The sequence below is a fragment of the Kitasatospora sp. NPDC058492 genome (genome assembly GCF_042720685.1).
In the GTDB taxonomy this organism is placed as follows: domain Bacteria; phylum Actinomycetota; class Actinomycetes; order Streptomycetales; family Streptomycetaceae; genus Kitasatospora.
This window is the reverse complement of record NZ_JBHXMU010000071.1, coordinates 24,060-46,537: the sequence shown is the minus strand read 5'-3', so window position 1 is coordinate 46,537 and position 22,478 is coordinate 24,060. Positions and strand designations below refer to the sequence as shown.

22 protein-coding genes are annotated in these 22,478 nt (G+C 70.9%); 9 read left to right on the top strand and 13 right to left on the bottom strand.

Annotated features, from left to right (window positions below; all coding sequences use genetic code 11):
* Positions 1 to 122 precede the first annotated feature (122 nt).
* From ACFWPI_RS33470 to ACFWPI_RS33455, 4 genes are read left to right on the top strand one after another with little or no spacing between them, the layout of a single operon-like run.
* Complete coding sequence (locus tag ACFWPI_RS33470; RefSeq protein ID WP_380375156.1) at positions 123 to 2,045, top strand: nucleotidyltransferase domain-containing protein; 1,923 nt, start codon at positions 123 to 125, stop codon at positions 2,043 to 2,045.
* Complete coding sequence (locus tag ACFWPI_RS33465; RefSeq protein WP_380375158.1) at positions 2,042 to 3,172, top strand: hypothetical protein; 1,131 nt, start codon at positions 2,042 to 2,044, stop codon at positions 3,170 to 3,172. The genes ACFWPI_RS33470 and ACFWPI_RS33465 overlap by 4 nt, the downstream gene beginning before the upstream one ends.
* Positions 3,150 to 3,944: an SDR family NAD(P)-dependent oxidoreductase gene (locus ACFWPI_RS33460; protein WP_380375159.1), complete on the top strand. Its 795-nt coding sequence runs from the start codon at positions 3,150 to 3,152 to the stop codon at positions 3,942 to 3,944. Before ACFWPI_RS33465 ends, ACFWPI_RS33460 begins: the two co-directional genes overlap by 23 nt.
* Before the next feature lie 34 nt (positions 3,945 to 3,978).
* Positions 3,979 to 4,452 carry an NUDIX domain-containing protein gene (locus tag ACFWPI_RS33455; RefSeq protein WP_380375161.1) on the top strand — a complete coding sequence of 158 codons (474 nt, stop codon included), beginning with the start codon at positions 3,979 to 3,981 and terminating at the stop codon, positions 4,450 to 4,452.
* 79 nt (positions 4,453 to 4,531) lie between these two features.
* Here ACFWPI_RS33455 and ACFWPI_RS33450 read toward each other — a convergent pair whose 3' ends face one another.
* The 8 genes from ACFWPI_RS33450 to ACFWPI_RS33415 form a co-directional block, all read right to left on the bottom strand.
* Positions 4,532 to 4,912 (bottom strand): metal-sulfur cluster assembly factor, encoded by a 381-nt coding sequence (locus ACFWPI_RS33450; RefSeq protein ID WP_279634938.1) that lies wholly within the window; start codon positions 4,910 to 4,912, stop codon positions 4,532 to 4,534.
* A gap of 21 nt (positions 4,913 to 4,933) precedes the next feature.
* A complete protein-coding gene (gene sufU / locus ACFWPI_RS33445; protein WP_063349529.1) occupies positions 4,934 to 5,386 on the bottom strand; it encodes a Fe-S cluster assembly sulfur transfer protein SufU in 453 nt (150 codons plus the stop codon).
* Positions 5,387 to 5,402: 16 nt separating this feature from the next.
* Entirely contained in the window at positions 5,403 to 6,662 is a 1,260-nt protein-coding gene (locus ACFWPI_RS33440) for a cysteine desulfurase (RefSeq protein WP_350880453.1), read from the bottom strand.
* Complete coding sequence (gene sufC / locus ACFWPI_RS33435) at positions 6,659 to 7,423, bottom strand: Fe-S cluster assembly ATPase SufC (protein ID WP_063349527.1); 765 nt, start codon at positions 7,421 to 7,423, stop codon at positions 6,659 to 6,661. Before sufC ends, ACFWPI_RS33440 begins: the two co-directional genes overlap by 4 nt.
* 6 nt (positions 7,424 to 7,429) lie before the next feature.
* Complete coding sequence (locus tag ACFWPI_RS33430) at positions 7,430 to 7,747, bottom strand: bifunctional 3-phenylpropionate/cinnamic acid dioxygenase ferredoxin subunit (RefSeq protein WP_063349526.1); 318 nt, start codon at positions 7,745 to 7,747, stop codon at positions 7,430 to 7,432.
* A gap of 5 nt (positions 7,748 to 7,752) precedes the next feature.
* Complete coding sequence (gene sufD, locus ACFWPI_RS33425; protein WP_363368927.1) at positions 7,753 to 8,985, bottom strand: Fe-S cluster assembly protein SufD; 1,233 nt, start codon at positions 8,983 to 8,985, stop codon at positions 7,753 to 7,755.
* Positions 8,986 to 9,049: 64 nt separating this feature from the next.
* Complete coding sequence (gene sufB, locus ACFWPI_RS33420) at positions 9,050 to 10,465, bottom strand: Fe-S cluster assembly protein SufB (protein ID WP_363368925.1); 1,416 nt, start codon at positions 10,463 to 10,465, stop codon at positions 9,050 to 9,052.
* A 9-nt stretch (positions 10,466 to 10,474) separates the two neighbouring features.
* The gene (locus tag ACFWPI_RS33415; protein ID WP_107452933.1) at positions 10,475 to 11,317 is read right to left on the bottom strand and encodes a metalloregulator ArsR/SmtB family transcription factor; all 843 of its coding nucleotides are present in this window, start codon (positions 11,315 to 11,317) and stop codon (positions 10,475 to 10,477) included.
* A gap of 164 nt (positions 11,318 to 11,481) precedes the next feature.
* On the opposite strand from ACFWPI_RS33415, the gene ACFWPI_RS33410 reads away from it, so the two are divergent.
* On the top strand, positions 11,482 to 12,408 hold the full coding sequence (locus ACFWPI_RS33410) for an ABC transporter ATP-binding protein (RefSeq protein ID WP_380375164.1): 927 nt from the start codon (positions 11,482 to 11,484) through the stop codon (positions 12,406 to 12,408).
* Between the two features lie 50 nt (positions 12,409 to 12,458).
* A complete protein-coding gene (locus ACFWPI_RS33405; RefSeq protein ID WP_063351445.1) occupies positions 12,459 to 13,178 on the top strand; it encodes an ABC transporter permease in 720 nt (239 codons plus the stop codon).
* 155 nt (positions 13,179 to 13,333) lie between these two features.
* Here the strand turns inward: ACFWPI_RS33405 and ACFWPI_RS33400 are convergent, their stop codons facing one another.
* On the bottom strand, positions 13,334 to 14,044 hold the full coding sequence (locus tag ACFWPI_RS33400; RefSeq protein WP_380375166.1) for an LAETG motif-containing sortase-dependent surface protein: 711 nt from the start codon (positions 14,042 to 14,044) through the stop codon (positions 13,334 to 13,336).
* Positions 14,045 to 14,345: 301 nt separating this feature from the next.
* Positions 14,346 to 15,698: a choice-of-anchor A family protein gene (locus tag ACFWPI_RS33395; protein WP_380375168.1), complete on the bottom strand. Its 1,353-nt coding sequence runs from the start codon at positions 15,696 to 15,698 to the stop codon at positions 14,346 to 14,348.
* Between the two features lie 218 nt (positions 15,699 to 15,916).
* On the opposite strand from ACFWPI_RS33395, the gene ACFWPI_RS33390 reads away from it, so the two are divergent.
* Positions 15,917 to 16,888, top strand: a complete 972-nt coding sequence (locus ACFWPI_RS33390; RefSeq protein WP_380375170.1) for a heme A synthase — start codon at positions 15,917 to 15,919, stop codon at positions 16,886 to 16,888.
* Between the two features lie 126 nt (positions 16,889 to 17,014).
* Here the strand turns inward: ACFWPI_RS33390 and ACFWPI_RS33385 are convergent, their stop codons facing one another.
* Both ACFWPI_RS33385 and ACFWPI_RS33380 read right to left on the bottom strand, forming a co-directional pair.
* Entirely contained in the window at positions 17,015 to 17,566 is a 552-nt protein-coding gene (locus ACFWPI_RS33385; protein WP_380375172.1) for a GNAT family N-acetyltransferase, read from the bottom strand.
* A 158-nt stretch (positions 17,567 to 17,724) separates the two neighbouring features.
* The gene (locus ACFWPI_RS33380; RefSeq protein ID WP_063349518.1) at positions 17,725 to 18,063 is read right to left on the bottom strand and encodes a hypothetical protein; all 339 of its coding nucleotides are present in this window, start codon (positions 18,061 to 18,063) and stop codon (positions 17,725 to 17,727) included.
* A 72-nt stretch (positions 18,064 to 18,135) separates the two neighbouring features.
* Here ACFWPI_RS33380 and ACFWPI_RS33375 point away from each other — a divergent pair, with 72 nt between their 5' ends.
* Complete coding sequence (locus ACFWPI_RS33375; RefSeq protein ID WP_380375174.1) at positions 18,136 to 18,777, top strand: DUF2461 domain-containing protein; 642 nt, start codon at positions 18,136 to 18,138, stop codon at positions 18,775 to 18,777.
* A 54-nt stretch (positions 18,778 to 18,831) separates the two neighbouring features.
* Here ACFWPI_RS33375 and ACFWPI_RS33370 read toward each other — a convergent pair whose 3' ends face one another.
* Positions 18,832 to 19,779: a heme o synthase gene (locus ACFWPI_RS33370; RefSeq protein WP_063349516.1), complete on the bottom strand. Its 948-nt coding sequence runs from the start codon at positions 19,777 to 19,779 to the stop codon at positions 18,832 to 18,834.
* Between the two features lie 463 nt (positions 19,780 to 20,242).
* Here ACFWPI_RS33370 and tkt point away from each other — a divergent pair, with 463 nt between their 5' ends.
* Positions 20,243 to 22,342: a transketolase gene (gene tkt / locus ACFWPI_RS33365; protein ID WP_380375176.1), complete on the top strand. Its 2,100-nt coding sequence runs from the start codon at positions 20,243 to 20,245 to the stop codon at positions 22,340 to 22,342.
* The last annotated feature ends 136 nt before the right edge of the window (positions 22,343 to 22,478 follow it).

Here is a 22,478-nt window from a genome sequence, read left to right as displayed (position 1 = left end):
GACCCCCCCCCCCCCTACCCGGGGCGCCTCCCCGCTCCCGCCCTCCGTCCGGGCCCCCTCGCGGCGTCCGGCCGAGGGCCGCCCACCGCCCCACAGATGTTGTGCACCACCCGGAGGAAATCGTGTCCATCTCCCCTGAGCACGACCCCACGCCTTCCCGACCCGTCACGATCGCGGTCAGCGGTCCCGACAACGTCGGCAAGACCAAGCAGATCGGCATCCTGACCCGCCGTCTCGGTCCCGCCGCACATGCCACTGGACCGCTGGACGACTACGACCCGCGCTGGGGCGCCATCAAGGCCCTGGGAATGGGCGCCTGGTGGTTCGAGTGCGGCCCGGTCGAGGAGGTCGCCGACGTCCTCGCCAGCTCCTACCTGGAACGTTCCCGCAGGCCCGCCGCCGCGCCCGTGCGTCTGATGGACCGGGGCATCCCGATGCTGGAGGCGTCACTGGCAGCCACCGTCGCGGTGCGCGAGCGTCTCAGCCCCGACGAGGCCGCCGACCGGGCGCGCAAGCTCCTCGATCCGTACGCCGCCGACGTGCGGGCCGCCGAGGCGGCCGAGTACGGCATCGTGCTCCTGCACGACGACGACCCGGTGATCGGCACTTCCCGCAGCCTCTCCTACGAGCGGCACGTCACCCCGGCCTACGCGGACTACCAGCGGCACCTCCACCTTCAGGTGCACCGGCTCGTCGCCGAAGGCGGGTGGGCGGAGACCATCGTGGTCGGCGAGCGCCGGGTCGTGGCCGTCCAGGACGAGATCCGCCAGCGCCTGCACCCGATCGCCCCGCTCGTGCCGTCCCGCGCCCTTCCCGGCGTGCGGGTGGTCGCGCTCGGCGGCATGTCGGAGAGCGGCAAGAGCACGGCGGGCGAGTACCTGCGGGTCAGGCACGGGTACGCGCGCCTCAAGATCGGCTACCTGATCGAGGACGCCGCCCAGCGCGCCGGCATCGCTGACCCGTACGAGCTCCCGGCCGTGGTGCGGGCCGAGCTGCTGGTCGACGGCCTCGACCGCTACTGCGCGGCCCACCACTTCCTCGGCCACGTCACCGTCGAGTCCCTGCACGACCAGGACGCGACCGCCGAGCTGCGGCGGATGCTCGGCGAGCAACTGACCGTGGTGTACGTCGACGCGACGCCGCAGGTCCGCGCCGAACGCGGCACCGCCGGGCCCGAGGACGTGGTCGAGCGTGACGCCGTGAAGGCCCGTCGTGGTGCGGCCGGGATCGCCTCTCTCGCGCAGGAGGTCATCGACAACAACCACAGCCGTCTGCACCTGGAGCGCCGACTCGACGGGATCGCCCTGGCCCGCCGGTGGCCGCTGCGCAGGCCGGCCACCACGCCGGTGAACACGCTGGGCCTGCCTGTTCACGTGGAGTCCTACCTCTCCGGGCTGCTCGACCGCACCACCGTCCAGGTGCCGCCCGTGATCGACCTCCTCGCTGTGACCGGCAGCGGAGCGCGTGGCAAGTACCAGCACGGGTGGTCCGACCTGGACGTCTTCGTCGTCGCCGAGCAGGACAGCCTCCCCGGGCTCCGGCAGGCCATCGCCGAACTCGAAGCCGAACTCGGTGGCGTCAAGCTCGGCCTGACCGTGCTGACCCAGGACGAGTGCCGCACCGGGGCGGTCACCTCCCGCCTGCTGCACGTCCTCATGCTGATCGGCTCCGGCTCCCTCGTGCCGCTGTGGTGCCGCCCCGGCCTGGCCCTCCCCGCCCCGGACGCGGCCGGCGACGTGGCGGTCAGCGTCGAGGCCGGCGTACAGGCCGCCATCGAGATCCGCCGCCAGATCCTCAAGAGAGCCCCCGACCTCCGCGCCCTGTTCAAGATCACCGCCCTGCTGGCCAAGGTGATGCTCCGCTTCGAGGGCACCGAACGCGCCTCCGACGACGACGCGCTCGGAATCTTCCTCGACCGCGAGCCCGCCACCGACGCCGACCTGCGCCGCCAGGCCCGCGAGGACCGCGAGAAGGCGGTGGAGCTGGCCAACATCGTCCTGGGCCACTGGCTGGCCACCATCGCCCTGCCGACGAGCCGCGCATGAACGGCCCCGCCACTTCTGTCCCGGCCTTCCGCAAGATCCTCGCCCCCGCCGCAGCGCAGGCCGAGGTCCAGGGCTGGCAGGCCACCGCCCGCACCCTGCCGGTGCCCCAACTACTGGGCCACAGCCGGGCAGGCGGCAAGCACGTCGTGGCCTACGAGGACGTGTTCGCCACCGGCCGGTGCACCATGCTCCTCGGCGACGTCATCGCCACCGCCGACCGGCACCCGAGCGCCCTGCCACGGGTCACCACGCTGATCGACGCCGTCTGCGACAGCCTGCTCGCCGCCGTCGCCGACAGCGGAAGCGCCGCGCCGCTCTCGGACTGCGTGCCCGGCCTCTACCTGGACCGCATCCGCCCCGGCGGGCGGATTGACACCTGGTACCTGTCCGGCCGCCTCGCCGTCCCCGCCTCGCGCACCGGCCAGCCGCTGCCCGTACACGCCCTCACCGGCCACATCTTCGTCGTCAACGGCGTCCCGATGCGGCTCGACCTGCCCGCCATCGTCTGGGAAGCCCGCGAAACGCTCTGCTCCGCCCGTACCTGGGTCACCGCGCTCACCCAGGGCGACCCGACCGAGCCGAACATCGCCGACCCGCTGTGCTGGCTCGACTTCCAGTACGCCGGCCGTAACACGCTCGCCGGGGAAATCGCCATCCTCCTCTGGTACTTGCTCGGCATGGGCGGCTGGCTCGTACCGACCTACCAGCCCGAGGTGTACGCCCGCACCCTCCCGCTGCACCTGCCGCCGGTCACCACCCCGCACCTCGAACACGTCGACCACGACGAGCGGCACCGCCGCCTGGAAGTCCGCTACACCTGGGCGGTCGGAGTCGGGCGTCAGGCCGCAATCGACCGCCTGCTGAAGCGCGTTCGCGCCGACCTCGCGCCCGCCGCCGGACTGGCCCCGGACCGCTTCCTCGCCCAGATCCGCCACTTCCTCACCCTGCGAATCCTCGGCGTCATCCCGCCCGGCCGCTTCACCGGCCACGACCTCCTCCTGCTCCTGGCCAAGCTCACCGAGACCCAGAACCCCGAGACCGTCTGCGAGACCTTCACCTGCACCCATCCCGCGCCGGCCACCGGCCCCGACGATCGGACCGACCATGACCACACCCACGCCGCTTGAACTGCCCATCGCCGCCCTGCCGCTCCAGGGCCGGGTGGCCCTGGTCACCGGCGGAGCCACCGGGATCGGCGCTGCAACCAGCCGAGCGCTCGCCGCCGCCGGTGCCTCCGTCGCCGTCAACCACCTCGCGCAGATCCGCCGGGCCCGCACCGTGCTCGCCGACGTGCGGCGCGAGGGCCTGCACGGCATCGAGGTCAGTGCCGACCTCACCGACCCCAACGCCGTTGCCGCCCTGGCCAGTCAGGTCGAGTCCGAACTCGGCCCGATCGACATCCTCGTCAACAACGCGGGCGCCTACCCCCGCATCCCGTGGGACGAACTCGGTGAGGATGAGTGGGCGCGCGCCATCGAGTCCAACCTGACTATCCACTACCGCACTTGCCGTGCCATCACGCCGGGCATGGCCGAGCGCCGATGGGGCCGGGTCATCAACATCGGCAGCGTCAACGCGCGTGCCGGCCGCCCCGGACTCACCGCCTACAGTACCGCCAAGGCCGGACTCCTCGGCCTCACCAGGTCGCTGGCCAGGGAACTTGGACCGGCTGGCATCTGCGTGAACACTGTCGTACCCGGGGCCATCCAGGTCGAGGCGGAGAACGACCTGCCCGCCCACCACCGCGCCCGACCCGAGGACCAGATCCGCCGCCAGTGCGTCCAGCGCCGGGGCCGCCCCGAGGACGTCGCCGCCGCGGTCGCCTTCCTCGCCGGCCCCAGCGCGTCCTTCATCACCGGCCAGTCGTTGCACGTCGACGGCGGCTGGCTCCTCCACTGACCGGCCCGTCCCATCGAACAGGAAGCAGAGCACCATGCAGCACCGCGTCCGCGCCGTCCTCCTCACCCCGAACGACACCATGCTGCTGATCAAGCGCATCCGCCCCGGCATCGACCCGTACTGGGTGATCGTCGGCGGCAAGATCGAACCGACCGACGCCAGCCCCGAGGAGGCCCTGCTGCGCGAGGTCCGCGAGGAGATCGCCGGCGAGGCCCAGATCGTCAGCCTCCTCCACACCATCGAGACCGACGACGAACGCCAGGTCTTCTACCTCGCCACCATCGAGAAGTGGAGCTTCGAGGACCGCACCGGCCCCGAGTTCACCCAGGAAGGCCGAGGCGAGTACCTCCTGGAGGAGGTCCCCCTCACCACCGAGGCGCTCGACGCGATCAGCCTCCTGCCCCAGGAGATCGCCACCGTCCTACGCGGGGCCGTCGAGCGCGGCGTCCTCCTCTCGGCCGGAACACCCTTCCCCGGTTCCGGTCACAGCGAGGCCATCACCCACTGAGGCGCAGATACACCACTGCCGCACGAATCCCCCGGAAGGAAGGAGTCGCGCGGCAGCGAGTTGACGAAAGGGCCGTCCGTCAGACGTTGAAGCCCAGGGCGCGGAGCTGGTCGCGGCCGTCGTCGGTGATCTTGTCGGGGCCCCACGGCGGCATCCAGACCCAGTTGATGCGCAGGTCCTGCACCAGGCCGTCGGTGGCGGTCTTGGCCTGGTCCTCGATGACGTCGGTCAGCGGGCAGGCCGCCGAGGTGAGCGTCATGTCGATGGTGGCCACGTCGGACTCGTCGATGTGGATGCCGTAGATCAGGCCCAGGTTGACGACGTCGATGCCCAGTTCGGGGTCGACGACGTCCATCAGGGCCTCGGTCAGGTCCTCCACGGACACGGTGCCGGCGGTGGTGCCGACGATGACGACGCCGTTCGGCTGCTCCTCCGCAGCGGAGGGGGTTTCGTCACTCATTGTTCTGTCCTCCTCTGCGGGTCAGTCGTTCACGGCGGGGTGCTGGGCGAGCGCCTGGGCGGTGGCGTCCTTCCAGGCCATCCAGCTGAGCAGGGCGCACTTGACCCGGGCGGGGTACTTGGAGACGCCGGCGAACGCGACCGCGTCCTCCAGCACCTCCTCGTCGCCCTCGCCCTGGCCCTTGCTCTGCATCAGCTCCAGGAAGGCCTCCTGGACGGTCTGCGCCTCGCCGACGGTCTTGCCCACGACCAGGTCGTTCAGCACCGAGGCGCTGGCCTGGCTGATCGAGCAGCCCTGGGACTCGTACGAGACGTCGGCGACGGTCGAGCCGTCGAGCCGCACCCGCAGGGTGATCTCGTCACCGCAGGTCGGGTTGACGTGGTGCACCTCGGCGTCGCCGTCCCGCAGCCCCTTGCCGTGGGGGTTGCGGTAGTGGTCCAGGATGATGTCCTGGTACATCGAGTCGAGCTTCATGTCCTGCCCAGTCCCGTCAGCCGAAGAAGTTCCGGACGTGGTGCAGGCCGTCGATCAGCGCGTCGACCTCGCCCGGCGTCGAGTACAGGTAGAACGACGCCCGCGTGGTCGCCGGAATTCCGTACCGCAGGCAGACCGGCCGCGCGCAGTGGTGGCCGACGCGCACGGCGATGCCCTGCTCGTCCAGCACCTGGCCCACGTCGTGCGGGTGGATGTCGCCGAGGGTGAAGGAGATCGCGGCGCCGCGGTCGACGGCCGTGCGCGGGCCGATGATCCGCAGGTCCGGGACCTCCAGCAGGCGCTCGACCGCGTACGCGGTGATCGCGTGCTCGTGCGCGGCGATCTTCTCCATGCCGATGTCCGACAGGTAGTCGATGGCCGCACCGAGCCCGACCGCCTGGGCGATCGGCGGGGTGCCGGCCTCGAACTTGTGCGGCGCCGGGGCGTAGGTGGACGAGCCCATGGTGACGGTCTCGATCATCTCGCCGCCGCCGAGGAACGGCGGGAGGTCCTCCAGCAGCTCCTGGCGGCCCCAGAGCACGCCGATGCCGGTCGGGGCGAGCATCTTGTGACCGGTGAAGGCGACGAAGTCGGCTTCCAGCGCCTGGACGTCCAGCACCATGTGCGGGGCGGCCTGCGAGGCATCGATGACGACCAGCGCGCCGACCGACTGGGCCTTGCGGACGATCGTCTCGACCGGGTTGACGGTGCCGAGCAGGTTGGAGACCAGGGTGAAGGAGACCACCTTGGTCTTCTCGGTGATCAGCTCGTCGATGTCGGAGAGGTCGAGCCGGCCCTCGTCGGTGAGCCCGAACCACTTCAGCTTCGCGCCGGTGCGCTGCGACAGCAGCTGCCACGGAACGATGTTGGAGTGGTGCTCCATCTCCGTGATGACGATCTCGGAGTCGGCGTCCACCCGGTACGGCTCGTCGGCCCAACCGAGCATGTTGGCAACGAGGTTGAGCGACTCGGAGGCGTTCTTGGTGAAGATCACCTCGTTGCGGCTGGGCGCGTTGACGAAGGCCGCGACCTTGTCCCGCGCGCCCTCGTAGAGCGCCGTGGCCTCTTCGGCGAGCACGTGCACGCCGCGGTGGACGTTGGCGTTGTGCCGCTCGTAGTAGGCGGTCAGGGCTTCCAGCACCTGGCGCGGCTTCTGCGAGGTGGCCGCGTTGTCCAGGTAGACGAGCGGCTTCTCCTCGTGCAGCACGCGCTGCAGGATGGGGAAGTCCTTGCGGATCGCGTCGGTGTCGAGCAGACCCGTGAACGGATGCGTCACGCGGACGCGCCCCCCTTCACATACGCCTCGTAGCCCTCGTTCTCCAGCTTGTCGGCCAGCTCGGCACCGCCGGACTCGACGATGCGGCCGCCCGCGAAGACGTGGACGTAGTCGGGCTTGATGTACCGCAGGATGCGGGTGTAGTGGGTCACCAGCAGGGTGCCGACCTCGCCGGTCGAGCGGACCCGGTTGATGCCCTCGGAGACGATCCGCAGCGCGTCGACGTCCAGGCCGGAGTCGGTCTCGTCGAGGATCGCGATCTTCGGCTTGAGGAGCTCCAGCTGGAGGATCTCGTGGCGCTTCTTCTCGCCGCCGGAGAAGCCCTCGTTGACGTTGCGCTCGGCGAAGGCCGGGTCCATCTGGAGGGCGGCCATCGCCTCCTTGACCTCCTTCACCCACAGACGCAGCTTGGGGGCCTCGCCGCGGACGGCGGTGGCGGCGGTGCGCAGGAAGTTGCTCACCGAGACGCCGGGGACCTCGACCGGGTACTGCATGGCCAGGAAGACGCCGGCCTTGGCGCGCTCGTCGACGGACATCTCCAGGACGTCCTCGCCGTCCAGCAGCACCGAGCCGCCGGTGACGGTGTACTTGGGGTGGCCGGCGAGCGAGTAGGCCAGGGTGGACTTGCCGGAGCCGTTCGGACCCATGATCGCGTGGGTCTCGCCCTGCTTCACGGTCAGGTCGACGCCCTTGAGGATCTCGCGCGGGCCGTTCTCGGCCTCGACGGAGACGTGCAGGTCGCGGATTTCAAGCGTTGCCATGGGTACTCAGGACTCCTGGTTGACGGAGACGAGCACATCGTCCCCTTCGATCTTTACGGGGTAGACAGCGACCGGCTTGGTGGCGGGCAGGCCGGAGGGCTTGCCGGTGCGCAGGTCGAAGCTGGAGCCGTGCAGCCAGCACTCGATCATGCAGTCCTCGACCTCGCCCTCGGAGAGCGAGACGTTCGCGTGCGAGCAGGTGTCGTTGATCGCGAACACCCCCTCGTCGGTGCGGACGACGGAGACCGGCACGCCGTTGAGGTCCACGCGCTTGGGCACGTCCTCCTGGAGGTCGCTCAGCGCGCAGGCACGGAGGAAGGTCATCTGGATCAGACCGCCGCTTCCAGCTCGGCCTCGATCTTCTCCATCAGCTGGTCCTGGATCTCGGCGACGCCGATCTGCTGGACGAGTTCGGCGAAGAAGCCGCGGACCACCAGGCGGCGGGCCTCGTCGGCCGGGATGCCGCGGGAGCGCAGGTAGAACAGCTGCTCGTCGTCGAAGCGGCCGGTCGCGGAGGCGTGGCCGGCGCCGACGATCTCGCCGGTCTCGATCTCCAGGTTGGGGATCGAGTCGACCCGGGCGCCGTCGGTGAGCACCAGGTTGCGGTTGAGCTCGTAGGTGTCGGTGCCCTCGGCGGCGGCGCGGATCAGCACGTCGCCGACCCAGACGGCGTGGGCGTCCTGGCCCTGCAGCGCGCCCTTGTAGACCACGTTGGAGCGGCAGTGCGGGGTGTCGTGGTCGATGACCAGACGGTGCTCCAGGTGCTGGCCGGCGTCGGCGAAGTAGAGGCCGAACAGCTCGGCCTCGCCGCCGGGCGCGGCGTAGTTGACCCGCGGGTGGATCCGGACGACGTCGCCGCCGAAGGTGACGACCACGGACTTCAGCGAGGCGTCCCGGCCGACCAGCGCGGTCTGCTGGGCGACGTGGACGGCGTTGCGGTCCCAGTCCTGGACGGAGACGAAGGTGAGCTTGGCGCCGTCGCCGACGAGCAGCTCGACGTTGGCGGCCCGGGTGCCGGTACCGGTGTGGTTGATCACCACGACGGCCTCGGCGAACGGCTTGACGTCGACCACCACGTGGGCGAAGCGGGTGCCGCCCTCGCCGTGCACGTCGATCTTGACCGGCTCGGTGAGCACCGCGTCCTGGGGGACGGTGACGACGAGCGCCTGCTCGAAGGCGCTGAACGCCTGCGCGGCGACCCGGTCGACGGGCTTGCCGGCCTTGCCCAGGCGGGCGTCGTCGCGGCCGACGGTCTCGGCGGTGACGCCGTCCGGCAGGCTCAGCTCGACCTTGTCCTCGCCCTTGGCCGCCTCGGCGGCGGTGCCGTCGTGCAAGCCGCCCAGGCGGTGCATCGGGGTGAACCGCCAGTCCTCCTCGCGGCCGGTGGGCACCGGGAAGTCGCCGACCTCGAACGAGGGCTTGACGGCGACCCGGGCGTCGATCGGCTGCTGGACGGTGGCGCGGCCGGTGCCGGGGCCGGCGAGCTGGGCGCCGGCGCCGGCGGTGCCGACCTCGATCGACCCGGCGGTGGTGGAGCCGGTGGTGGTGTTGACGTCAGCCATGGCTGTCGTAGTGCTCTCTTCCTCGAAAAGCTCGAAAAGTCGGTGGGCGGTCAGCGGCTGGACGTCAGCCGACCGCGCCCTCCATCTGCAGCTCGATCAGCCGGTTGAGCTCCAGCGCGTACTCCATCGGCAGCTCGCGCGCGATCGGCTCGACGAAGCCGCGGACGATCATCGCCATCGCCTCGAACTCGGTCATGCCCCGGCTCATCAGGTAGAACAGCTGGTCCTCGCTGACCTTGGAGACCGTCGCCTCGTGGCCCATGGACACGTCGTCCTCGCGGACGTCCACGTACGGGTAGGTGTCCGAGCGGGAGATGGTGTCCACCAGCAGCGCGTCGCACAGCACGTTGGACTTGGCGCCCTTGGAGCCCTCGCCGATCTCGATCAGACCGCGGTAGGAGGTCCGGCCGCCGCCGCGCGCCACCGACTTGGAGACGATGTTGGAGGAGGTGTTCGGCGCCATGTGCACCATCTTGGCGCCGGCGTCCTGGTGCTGGCCCTCGCCCGCGAAGGCGATCGACAGGGTCTCGCCCTTGGCGTGCTCGCCCATCAGGTAGACGGCCGGGTACTTCATGGTGACCTTGGAGCCGATGTTGCCGTCGACCCACTCCATGGTCGCGCCCTCGTACGCCACGGCGCGCTTGGTGACCAGGTTGTAGACGTTGTTCGACCAGTTCTGGATGGTCGTGTAGCGGCAGCGGCCGCCCTTCTTGACGATGATCTCCACGACCGCGGAGTGCAGCGAGTCGGAGGAGTAGATCGGCGCGGTGCAGCCCTCGACGTAGTGGACGTACGCGTCCTCGTCGACGATGATCAGCGTCCGCTCGAACTGGCCCATGTTCTCGGTGTTGATCCGGAAGTAGGCCTGGAGCGGGATGTCGACGTGGACGCCCTTGGGCACGTAGATGAACGAGCCGCCGGACCACACCGCCGTGTTCAGCGCGGCGAACTTGTTGTCGCCGGCCGGGATGACGGTGCCGAAGTACTCCTTGAAGACCTCCGGGTGCTCGCGCAGCGCGGTGTCGGTGTCCAGGAACAGGACGCCCTGCTCCTCCAGGTCCTCACGGATCTGGTGGTAGACGACCTCGGACTCGTACTGGGCGGCGACACCGGCGACCAGGCGCTGCTTCTCGGCCTCCGGGATGCCCAGCCTGTCGTAGGTGGCCTTGATGTCCGCGGGCAGGTCCTCCCAGGACTCGGCCTGCTTCTCGGTGGAGCGGACGAAGTACTTGATGTTGTCGAAGTCGATGCCGGAGAGGTCGGAGCCCCAGGTCGGCATGGGCTTCTTGCCGAACAGCTTCAGGCCCTTGAGACGCAGGTTCAGCATCCACTCGGACTCGTTCTTCTTCGCGGAGATGTCGCGGACGACCTCCTCGCTGAGCCCGCGCTTGGCCGCGGCACCGGCGGTGTCCGGGTCGGCCCAGCCGTACTCGTAGGTGCCCAGGCCCTCGAGCTCGGGGTGCGAAACGGTGTCAGTCATGCGAGCTTCCTAACGCGCGGACGCTGAATCTTCGGTGGACGTACCGGCAGTCGGCACTGCATCGGAGCCGCGGCCCGCGGAACGCCGGGCAGGCGACGATGCGGCACCGGGTGCCGGCACATAGGTGGTGCAGACCCCGTCGCCGTGGGCGATGGTGGCCAGCCGTTGCACGTGGGTGCCCAGCAGCTGCGAGAAGACCTCGGTCTCCGCCTCGCAGAGCTGCGGGAACTGCTCGGCGATGTGCGCGACCGGGCAGTGGTGCTGGCAGAGCTGGGCGCCCGCCGGGGCCTTCGCCACGGCCGGCGGGACCCGCCGCACCGTGGCAGCGTACCCGTCCGCGCTCAGCGCCTGGGCGAGCGCCTCGGTGCGCTCCCCCGCCTCGGCCAGCCGCAGGAGCTCCAGGTACTTCTCGCCCTGCTTGCCGAACCGGGCCCGGGCGAAGGCGGCGACCGCCTCCTCGCCGGCCTTGCCGCCGCCGACCGAGTCGGAGATCCAGCGCAGCGCGTCGGCGGCGAGCTGGTCGTACGCCTGGTAGAAGGCGTCCCGGCCGCCGTCGGTGAGAGCGAAGACCTTGGCCGGACGGCCCCGGCCACGGCTGCCGTAGACCCGCTGCTCGCGGGACTCGACCAGGCCGGCGGCGGCCAGCCCGTCCAGGTGGCGGCGGACGGCGGCGGCGGTGAGGCCGAGCCGGCTCGCCAGGTCGGCGGCGGAGGAGGGGCCGTGGTCGAGGATCGACCGGGCGACCCGGTCCCGGGTGGCGCGGTGGCCCTCCAACAGCACCTCGGCCGCCGTCACGGGCACGTCGCACCCGGGGGCCGACTCGGCCTCCTGGGGCGTGGCGTGCTCGCGCATGTTTTTCACAACACCAGTGTTGCGTAATTACTTCCGACAGGACAAGCCGTGATGCAGGCCTCACTCGTGTCATCTGTCACGCAGGTAAGCCTTACCTGACCTGCGAAAACGATCATCGAGGGCGCCGTCCGGGCCCGGCGTCGGGGCCTCTTACACTCGCCGGTATGCACTCCGAACCCGCGGTGAAGATCGCCGGGCTGGTCAAGCACTACGGCGACAAGCCCGCGGTGGACGGCCTCGACCTCACCATCGCACGCGGCGCGATCACCGCCGTCCTCGGCCCCAACGGCGCCGGCAAGACCACCACCATCGAGACCTGCGAGGGCTACCGCCGCCCCGACGCCGGCACCGTCCGCGTCCTCGGCCTCGACCCGGTCGCCCAGAACGCCGCGCTGCGCCCCCGGATCGGCGTCATGCTCCAATCGGGCGGCGTGTACGCGGGCGCGCGCGCCGTCGAGATGCTGCGCCACACCGCCGCGCTGCACGCCCACCCGCTGGACGTCGATGCGCTGGTCGAGCGGCTCGGCCTCGGCTCCTGCGGCCGCACCGCCTACCGGCGCCTGTCCGGCGGCCAGCAGCAGCGGCTCGCCCTGGCCATGGCCGTGGTCGGCCGCCCCGAACTGGTCTTCCTGGACGAGCCCACCGCCGGCCTCGACCCGCAGGCCCGGCGCGCCACCTGGGAGCTGGTCCGCGACCTGCGCCGGGACGGCGTCACCGTGGTCGTCACCACCCACCACATGGACGAGGCCGAACAGCTCGCCGACCAGGTCGCCGTCATCGACCGCGGCCGGGTGATCACCACCGGCAGCCCCGAGGAGCTGTGCCGCGGCGGCGCCGAGAACGCCCTGCGCTTCGACGGCCCGCCCGGGCTCGACCTCGGCCCGCTGCTCAAGGAACTGCCCGAGGGCGCCACCGCCACCGAGACCACCCCCGGCAGCTACCGCGTCGAGGCACCCGTCGACCCGCAGCTGGTGGCCACCGTCACCGGCTGGTGCGCGGCCTCCGGAGTCCTGCCCGAACGGCTGTCCGTCCAGCGCCGCAGCCTCGAAGACGTCTTCCTCGACCTGACCGGACGGGACCTGCGCTCGTGAGTACCACCACCGACTACTCCCCCAAGCCCGGCGCGGCCCCGGTCGGCCGGATGCTGCTCGCCCAGACCGCCTTCGAGACCAGGATGCTGCTGCGCAACGGCGAGCAGCTGCTGCTCACCGTGGTCATCCCGACCGTGCTGCTGGTGCTGTTCTCGGCCGTGGACATCGTCGCGGTGGACGGCCCCGGCAAGCGGGTCGACTTCCTGGCCCCCGGCCTGCTCGCGCTGGCCGTGATGTCCACCGCCTTCACCGGGCAGGCCATCGCCACCGGCTTCGAGCGCCGCTACGGCGTGCTGAAGCGGCTCGGCGCCAGCCCGCTCCCGCGCTGGGCGCTGCTGACCGCCAAGACCGGCTGCGTCCTGGTCACCGAGGCGCTGCAGGTCGCGCTGCTGTCGGTGATCGCGCTGGCGCTCGGCTGGTCCCCGCAGGGCAACCCGCTGACGGTCGTCGCGCTGCTGGTGCTCGGCACCGCGGCCTTCTCCGGCCTCGGCCTGCTGATGGCCGGCACGCTCAAGGCGGAGGCCACACTGGCCGCCGCCAACCTGGTGTTCATCCTGCTGCTGCTGGCCGGCGGGGTGATCGTGCCGCTGAGCAAGTTCCCCTCGGCCGTGCAGTCGGTGCTGGAGCTGCTGCCGATCTCCGCGCTCTCGGACGGCCTGCGGTCGGTCCTCCAGCACGGCGCCGGGGTGCCCTGGTCCGACCTCGGCATCCTGGCCGGCTGGGCCGTCCTCGGGCTGGCCGCCGCGGCCCGCTTCTTCCGCTGGGAGTAGCCCCCGGCCCCGCACGTGAACCGCCCCGTGCATGAGGCCGCACCGCGTGTGAGGCCGCCCCACACGGGAACCGCCCCACACGGGAGGCCGCCCCACACGGGAACCGCCCCCCGGCCGCTTCGGCCGGGGGGCGGTCTCACGTCACCGACGGAACGTCAGCTCTGGCTGCCGCGACGCTTGCGGGCCAGCAGGACGAGCGCGCCACCGACCAGCAGCACGCCGCCGCCGGCCGCCGCGATCATCGGGGTGGCGTCGTTGCTACCGGTCTGGGCGAGCGCCGGACCACTGGTGGTGGGCGTCGGGACCGGGGTCGCAGTCGGGGTCGGGGTCGCGGTCTTGCTCGCGGTGGGCGAGGCCGACGGGGTCGGGGTCTTGGTGGGCGTCGGCGTGGGAGTCGGCGTCGGAGTCGTGGTCTGCGACGGCGTCGGGGTGGGTGTCGGGGTCGGGGTCTTGGTGGGCGTGGGGGTGGGAGTCGGCGTCGGAGTCGGCGTGTGGCACGGCTCGATCGTCTTGGTCTCGTTGATGTTCCAGCCCTTTTCGTTGGGGGTCTCCGTCGTGTTCACCACGAGGTTCGCCTTGACGGGGGCTGTGTGGTCCTTCACCGGGAAGGTGCCGTGGAACTCCGCGGGGAAGGCCTTGGTGTCCAGGACCTTCTCGCCGTCGATGGTGAGGCTGACGGTGTTCTTCACGTCGGGCTTGGGGCTGTAGTTGATCAGATCGATCACGATCTTGTCGCAGGTCACCGACCAACTCGGCACGTGCGCCGAGGCGTTGGTTGCCAGCGCCAGAGGCAGGAGAATTCCGGCCGCCGCCGTCCCGGCGAGTGCCGCCGCGCCGATCCGCATGTGCCGCTGCTGTCGCGCCATTTACGCTGTTCCCCTCAGAACGGTCTTGCGCAGCAGGCGTGTTGAAGGTTTCGCGGTGGCCCGCTACGACTGTCCGGGGGACTCTACCGGCACTCCCGCACCTCTCCACACCCCGCCGTACGACCGAATTTCGTCTGTTGGTCCGTCGTCTGATGTGTATGACCAGCCCATCACAGCTGCCACCTCGCGGAACGCGGATTCGGCAAACTTGAATGAACTTCGTCACCTGACTGAAATACGTGCGCCCCCGGTGATCAGGTTCAATCACCGAGGGCACAGCACCGGTCGACCGGCGAAACCATCAGGCCTTCTTGGCCGCCCGACGCCGGGTGACGACCACGATCGCGCCACCGGCCGCGAGCACCACCGCGCCGGCGATCGCCAGCGGCACGACGGGCCCGGAGCCGGTGTGCGCGAGGTTGCCGCCCGCGTTCGCCTGGGCGGACGGGCTCGCCGAGGCCGAGGCCGAGGCGGCCGGCACACCCGCCGAGGCGGTGGCCGACGGGCTGGCCGAGGCACCCGCGCTCGGCTTGCCGCTCACCGGGGCGGAGGGCGTGGCCGAGGGGCTCGCCGAGGTCCCGGGGGTGGCCGAGGTGCCGGGCGTCCCGGGCGTGGTGGAGGCCGACGGCGTCCCGCTCGGCACCACCGGCGGCACGGTGGGCGTGGTGGGTGTAGTGGACGGCGTCGGGACGACGACACCGGGCAGGCAGCCGGCGAACGGGTAGTGGTGCGTCTCCGCGCCGCCCTTGCCGGTCAGCGAGGCTGCGATGACCGAGCCGTTGACCGGGCCGCCGCTGCCGAGGTCGAAGGCGGCGTTGGGCGCCAGCACGGTGCCGGCCCAGGCGGCCTTGCTGCTCTTGACCACCTTGGTCGCGGTGGGGAAGTTCCACAGCAGCTTGGCGCGGATCGCCCCGCCGGCCGCGCTCTGCAGCTTGTCGTCCAGGACGAAGGACGCCTTGGCCTCGTCCCACAGGTGGAAGCCGGTGGTCCCGGCGGCCGCCATGTCGTACGAGCCGCCGGTCACGGTGACCACGGTGACGGAGCCGGCCGGCACCTTGAGGAAGACGTCCTTGGCGCCCTGGAGCTTCGCGGCGTCGACGGTGAAGCTGTTGTACTTCGCGTCGCCGCCGGTGAACGTGAGCTTGGCGCCGTCGGCCTGGACGGTGGCGCCGGCGGTCTGCGGCGCGGCGGCCAGCGCGGTGGAGGCGGCGCGCAGCTTGGCGAACTCGGCCTTGAAGTCGATCGGGGAGGCGCCCTGGGCGATGGCGCCCTGGTGGGCCTGGACGACGGCGCCGTCGGCCTTGGAGCCGTAGACGCCGCTGCCCTTCATCACCTGGGTGTTGTGGCCGGTGATGCGGCCGGCGACCACCAGCGCGTTCTTGCCGGGCAGGGCGTCGACCTCGGCGGGGGTCAGCTCCTGGCCGACCGAGAAGCCGCCGGTGAAGTCGGCGTTGCCGCCCACCGCGACGGCGCCCTCGGCGTCGGGGGTGTGGGTGTCGTCGCCCTCGATGAACTCGCCGTAGAGGTTGGCGACCCCGAGGCTGCGGCACTCCTGGCCGGGGTCGGCGGCGTGGGCGGCGGCGGGGGCGATCAGGCCGGCCAGTGCGAGCGAGCCGCCGACTGCGAGCGCGGCGGCGGACGTGGGTATGCGCATGTGCAGGTCTCCGCTTGTGCGGGAGGAGTGGGAGAGGTCCGAAAAAAGGTATGGACCAATCCGCACTCTTTCGGCCTCGCAGGTGATTGGTCAAGACCAATGACCGCCTTGACCGAAGAGTCCGTTTTGCACCCACCCGACCCCGGGTAACCCCCGCGCCCGGGTCACGCTCGCGCCCCGCCCCAAGATCCCCTGTAAGGCCGCCTACGATTGGCCCCGTGCCTAATCCCTTCTCCCTGCTCGCCGACCGCTGGCAGCCGTCCGCCGTGATGGTCCGGCGCGCTGCGTTCGCCGCGCTGGTGATGAGCGTGGTGATCGTCGTCACCGGCGGCGCCGTCCGCCTCACCGCCTCCGGCCTCGGCTGTACGACGTGGCCCCGCTGCACCGCCGACAGCCTGACCCCGACCGCCGAGATGGGCTTCCACGGCGTCGTCGAGTTCACCAACCGGATGCTCACCTACGTACTGAGCGCCGCCGTCGGCTGGGCCATCCTGGCCGCCCGCTGCCACCGCCCCTGGCGGCACAGCATGACCAAGCTCGGCTGGGCGCAGTTCTGGCTGGTGATGAGCAACGCCGTGCTCGGCGGCATCACCGTGCTGACCGGCCTGAACCCCTACACCGTCGCGCTGCACATGATCGCCGCGATGGCGCTGGTCTGGGTTGCCCTGCTGATGTGGGAGCGGTCGAAGGAGGGCGACGGAGCCCCGAAGCTCGCCGTGGCCCGCCCGATCCACCAGCTCTCCTACGTGCTGGTCCTGGCCGTCGGCCTGCTGGTCGCAGCCGGCACCCTGGTCACCGGCGCCGGCCACCACCCGGGCACGCCGAAGGACAACAAGATCGTCCCCCGGATCCCGATCGACTACGACAGGCTGGCCCAGTTCCACGCCGACCTCGCGTTCGTCTCGGTCGGCCTGACCATCGCGATGATCTTCGTCTTCGCCGCCATCAAGGCCCCGCCGGCGGCGAAGGCCCGCACCAGGGAACTGCTGGCGGTCCTGCTCCTCCAGGGCGTCCTCGGCTTCATCCAGTACTTCACCGACGCCCCCGAGCTGATGGTCGGCCTCCACATGCTCGGCGCCACCCTCACCTGGATCGCCGCCCTCCGCATCCCCCTCGCCCTGCGCGTACGCGAGGTAGAAGCGGCCCCCGACCAGCTGCCCGCACAGACCCCACAGGCTGCCACCGTCTGAGCATCGTCGAAGGCCCCCATCCTCGGATGGGGGCCTTCGACGTGTCACAACAACCGCCGCCCGTCATGGCTCCGGACACTCGGCGACGTGTCCCCCCGCCCGCGACGGACACCGAGTGGAGTGGCGTCACGCTCGCACCACCGGGTGGATCGGATCGAGGACCATCACGTCGTGCCGAGCCGCGCCGTCCCACGGGATCGCCGACCCGACGCGCCTGTAGCCCCACGCTCGGTAGGACGCCTGGGCCGCAGTCGCCTCCGGCCGGGTGTTCAGCATCACCCGGGCGCTGTCGATGCCTTCGATGAGGGCGCGATGCATGCGGGTGGCGACGCCCTGGCGGCGCCACCGGGGTCGGACCGCCAGCTCGAAGAGACCGAACGTGCGCTGTCCGTCCTCATACCTGAGATCCTCGGGCACGGGATCGATCAGGGTGTCCCACCATCCGGTGTTCGCCGACAGCGGGTAGCCGTACGCCATCCCGACAACGGTGTCGCCGTCGAAGGCGATGGCCGCCCGGAACCCCCGCCGACGCGCCTGCGGGCGGAACCGGCGAAACGCCCGCCCCACATCGGTCGGCCCCTCGCCGTAGGGGGCTTCCGCGAACGCCTCCGAGAACACCTCCTTCAACCGGCCCTCCAGCTCGACCGCCTGCTCGCCGTCCAACAGCCGAACCGCCACCGTCACACCGTCCTCTGTTTCCGGGCCGAAACCCCGAGCGATCGAAGTTCCTCAACGCAGTCTCGCGCCATCGCCGTATCAACTCGGGCCGCCAACGACGGCAACGGCCCGGCCCCCCTCGAAGGGGGACCGGGCCGTTGCCGTGGGCGCCGAAGTGATCAGCCGCCGAGCTGGATGCCGGCCATCCGCTTCCACTCGTACGGGCCGGTCTTCACCTTGAGGGCCAGCTCGCCCTCGAAGTCGTCGTGCAGGGTCAGCCCGGCCAGTTCGGCGGCGCGGCGGCCGACGGCGTAGCTCGGGGCCACCTGGTCGCCCCAGGCGCCGTCCGCGCCGACCACCACGATCCGGGTGGCCACGGCGCCGACGTACTCGACGACCGCGTCGGCGCCGCCTCCGTGTTGGCGGGCGAAGCTGCTGAGGTGCTTGGCGATGCGCTTGGCGCGGCGCTCGGTACGGGCGTCCGGCGCGGCGGCGGTGGCGGTCTCTGCGCTGCTCATGCCCGCATGCTACCCACCGGTAGTCGGGCTGGCGACGGGAGCACCCTGTGCACCGGGCCACATACTGGAGGCGTGACCTTCTCCGGCTGGCCGGCCGAGGCGCTCGACTTCTACGAGCACCTCGAAGCCGACAATTCCAAGACCTTCTGGCAGGCCCACAAGGAGCAGTACGACGACGACGTGCGGACCCCGATGGAGCTGCTGCTCGCCGAGCTGGAGCCGGAGTTCGGGCCCGGGAAGATCTTCCGCCCCAACCGCGACGTCCGGTTCAGCGCCGACAAGTCTCCGTACAAGACACACATCGGCGCCCACCTGGAGACCGGCGGCTACGTCCAGCTCTCCGCCGACGGCCTGGCCTGCGGCAACGGGATGTACCAGCTCGCCCCCGACCAGTTGGACCGCTACCGCGCCGCCGTCGCCGAGGACGTCAGCGGCGCCGAGCTGGAGCGGGTGATTGCCGCGGTGGAGCAGGACGGCCCCCGGGTGCACGGCCGGGACTCCCTCAAGACCGCTCCGCGCGGCTTCCCCAAGGACCACCCGAGGATCGAGCTGCTGCGCCACAAGGGCCTGGTCGCCTGGCAGGAGTGGGCGCCCGAGAAGTGGCTCGGCACCCGCGGCGCCCACACCCGGATCACCGCCTTCCTGCGCGCCTCCCAGCCGCTCCGGGACTGGCTGGACGACCACGTCGGCCCGTCCGAGCTGCCGGCGCGGTGAGAACGCGAAGAGCCCCGGTCCACCGGACCGGGGCTCTTCGACGTCGGACAGGCCTTACTTCACGAACGGGTCGATCGCGCACACCACGAACAGCAGCGACAGGTAGGTGATCGACCAGTGGAACAGCCGCATCTCCTTCAGCTTCGCGCCCACCACCCCGGCCTTGGCCCGGCCGTACAGCGCGTGCGCCTCGCGCAGCCAGAACCCGCCGAGCAGCACCGCGGTGACGGGGTACAGCCAGCTCATGTGCCCCAGCGGCCACACTGCCAGCGAGGTCGCCACCATCACCCAGGAGTAGGCGACGACCTGCTTGCCGACGGCGACGTTGCCCTTGACCACCGGCAGCATCGGCACGCCGGCCCGCTCGTAGTCCTCGCGCACCTTCATCGAGAGCACCCAGGTGTGCGGCGGCGTCCAGAAGAACACCACCAGGAACAGCGCGACCGCCGCCCAGGACAGCGAGTTGGTGACGGAGGACCAGCCGATCAGCACCGGCATGCAGCCGGCGATGCCGCCCCAGACGATGTTCTGCGAGGTGCGCCGCTTGAGCCCCAGCGTGTAGACGAACACGTAGAACAGCAGCGCGCCGAGCGCCAGTCCGGAGGAGAGCCAGTTGACGCCGAAGCCCAGCAGCAGGGTCGAGACGATCGCGAGGACGATGCCGAACACCAGCGCCTCGCGCGGCGACACCATCCCGGTGACGATCGGCCGGCGCTCGGTGCGGGTCATCACCGCGTCGATGTCGCGGTCGATGTACATGTTGAGGGCGTTGGCGCCGCCCGCCGAGAGGTAGCCGCCGACCACGACCTTCAGCACCAGCAGCATGTTCGGGACGCCCTGTTGGGCGAGGAACATCACCGGCACCGTGCTCATCAGCAGCAGTTCGATGATCCGTGGCTTGGTCAGTGCGACGAAGGCGCCGACACGGGCCCCGATGGGCCGGTGCGCAGGAGTCGCCCCGGTGACCCCGGCGGGACGGGTTTCGACGGCGGTCACTAACACCCCAACTGAAGATGAATCCTCGCAGGCGTCCACAGGAACGAAGGGTCCCAAATCGTCCGCTCTGCGCGTACCACGCCACCTTAGACGCTCCATATATCCCATCCGGCTCCGGGGTCCCCCGGCGAGGCCGATGGCACACCCCCGGGTGAACCGACTGGGTGAAGCCACGAAGCCGTTCCGGCGCGCCGCCGCAACCCGTCCTGACCACCGGGGCGGCAGGGTGCCGTAAAACAGGAGAGTCTGGGACAAAATCAGGCAGGCCGCCCTGGTGGGAATCACCATACGGATTTCCTGGTTGTCCCAGCACGGAGGGTGAGCCCCGGGCCGGACGGTAGGCTCGCACGCAGAAGCGGGATCTACCCTCCGTGACCGGCACCACCCAGCGTCGAGACCACAGCGCCGTGGCCGACCCGGTCCCCTTTCACGGGGTCACTCTTCACAACGGAAGGAGCCCTGAGACAGGGTGAGCACGACGCCGACGAACGCATTCGAGTGGTCCGAACTGGATGAGCGCACGGTTGACACAGCGCGGGTCCTGGCCATGGACGCCGTCCAGAAGGTCGGCAACGGACACCCCGGGACGGCCATGTCGCTGGCCCCCGCGGCGTACCTGATCTTCCAGCGTTTCCTGCGCCACGACCCGACCGACCCCTCGTGGGTCGGCCGCGACCGGTTCGTGCTGTCCCCCGGGCACACGAGCCTGACCCTCTACACCCAGCTGTACCTGTCGGGCTACGGCCTGGAGCTGGACGACCTCAAGGCCTTCCGCGTCGCGGGCAGCCGCACCCCGGGCCACCCGGAGCACGGCCACACCGCGGGCGTGGAGACCACCACCGGCCCGCTCGGCCAGGGCATCGCCAACGCGGTGGGCATGGCGATGGCCGCCCGCTACGAGCGCGGCCTGTTCGACCCGGACGCCGCCGCCGGCGAGTCCCCCTTCGACCACACCATCTGGGCCATCGTCTCGGACGGCGACCTGGAGGAGGGCATCTCCGCCGAGGCCTCCTCGCTGGCCGGCCACCAGAAGCTGGGCAACCTGGTCGCCCTGTACGACGACAACCACATCTCGATCGAGGGCGACACCGAGACCGCCTTCTCCGAGGACGTCCTCAAGCGCTACGAGGCGTACGGCTGGCACGTCCAGCGGGTCGCCCCGAAGGCCAACGGCGACATCGACGTGGCCGTCCTGGCCGACGCGCTGGCCGCGGCCAAGGCCGAGACCACCCGTCCGTCGATCATCGCGATGCACACGATCATCGCCTGGCCGGCCCCGGACGCCCAGAACACCGCCAAGGCGCACGGCTCCGCGCTCGGCGCCGCCGAGATCGCCGCCACCAAGAAGGTCCTGGGCTTCGACCCGGAGAAGACCTTCGAGGTCTCCGACAAGGTGATCGAGCACGCCCGCGAGGTCATCAAGCGCGGCAAGGCCGCCCACGCCGAGTGGGAGCAGTCCCTGGAGGCCTGGCGCGCCGCCGACCCGCAGCGCGCCGCCGAGTTCGACCGCATCCAGGCCGGCGAACTGCCCGAGGGCTGGAAGAAGACCGTCCCGGTCTTCCCGGCCGGCAAGGACGTCGCCACCCGCAAGGCCTCCGGCGAGACCCTCAAGGCGCTCGGCGCGGTCATCCCGGAGCTGTGGGGCGGCTCGGCCGACCTCGCCGAGTCCAACCTCACCACGATCGACGAGGACAGCTCGTTCCTCCCCGAGGGCAACCCGCTGAAGAGCGCCAGCCCGTACGGCCGGACGATCCACTTCGGCATCCGCGAGCACGCCATGGGCTCGACCATGAACGGCATCGCGCTGCACGGCAAGACCCGCGTGTACGGCGGCACCTTCCTGGTCTTCGCCGACTACATGCGCCCGGCCGTGCGCCTGGCCGCGCTGATGAAGCTGCCGGTCACCTACGTCTGGACGCACGACTCGATCGGCCTCGGCGAGGACGGCCCGACCCACCAGCCGGTCGAGCACATGGCCTCGCTGCGCGCCATCCCGGGCCTGTCCATGGTCCGCCCGGCCGACGCCAACGAGACGGCCGTCGCCTGGCGCACCGTGATCGAGCGCCAGACCACCCACCCGGGCCCGGTCGGCCTGGCGCTCACCCGCCAGAACGTCCCGACCTTCGACCGCGAGGTCTTCGGCTCCGCCGAGGGCACCGCGAAGGGCGGCTACATCCTGGCCGAGGCCTCCAGCGGCGACCCGCAGGTGATCCTGCTGGGCACCGGCTCCGAGGTCCAGCTGGCCGTCAAGGCCCGCGAGGTGCTGGAGGCCGAGGGCATCGCCACCCGGGTGGTCTCGGTGCCGTCCTTCGAGTGGTTCCAGGAGCAGGACCAGGCCTACCGTGACAGTGTGCTGCCGCCGTCGGTCAAGGCCCGGGTGTCGGTCGAGGCCGGCATCGGCCAGGGCTGGCGCGAGCTGGTCGGCGACCACGGCCGGATCGTCTCGCTGGAGCACTTCGGCGCCTCCGCCGACTACAAGGTGCTCTTCGAGGAGTTCGGCCTGACCGCCGAGCGCGTGGTGGCCGAGGCCCACAACGCCCTCCGTTCCCTTGAGGCCGTCAACCGCTGACGCCCCCTTGGGCCGGGGGGGCCCCCCCCCCCCGCGGCCCCGGCCCCCCCGCCAGAACCCCAACACCAGAAAAAAAAATAAATTAAAAAAAATAAATAACCCACAGAAAGCCAACACCAACAAAGGCTGGGGGAGT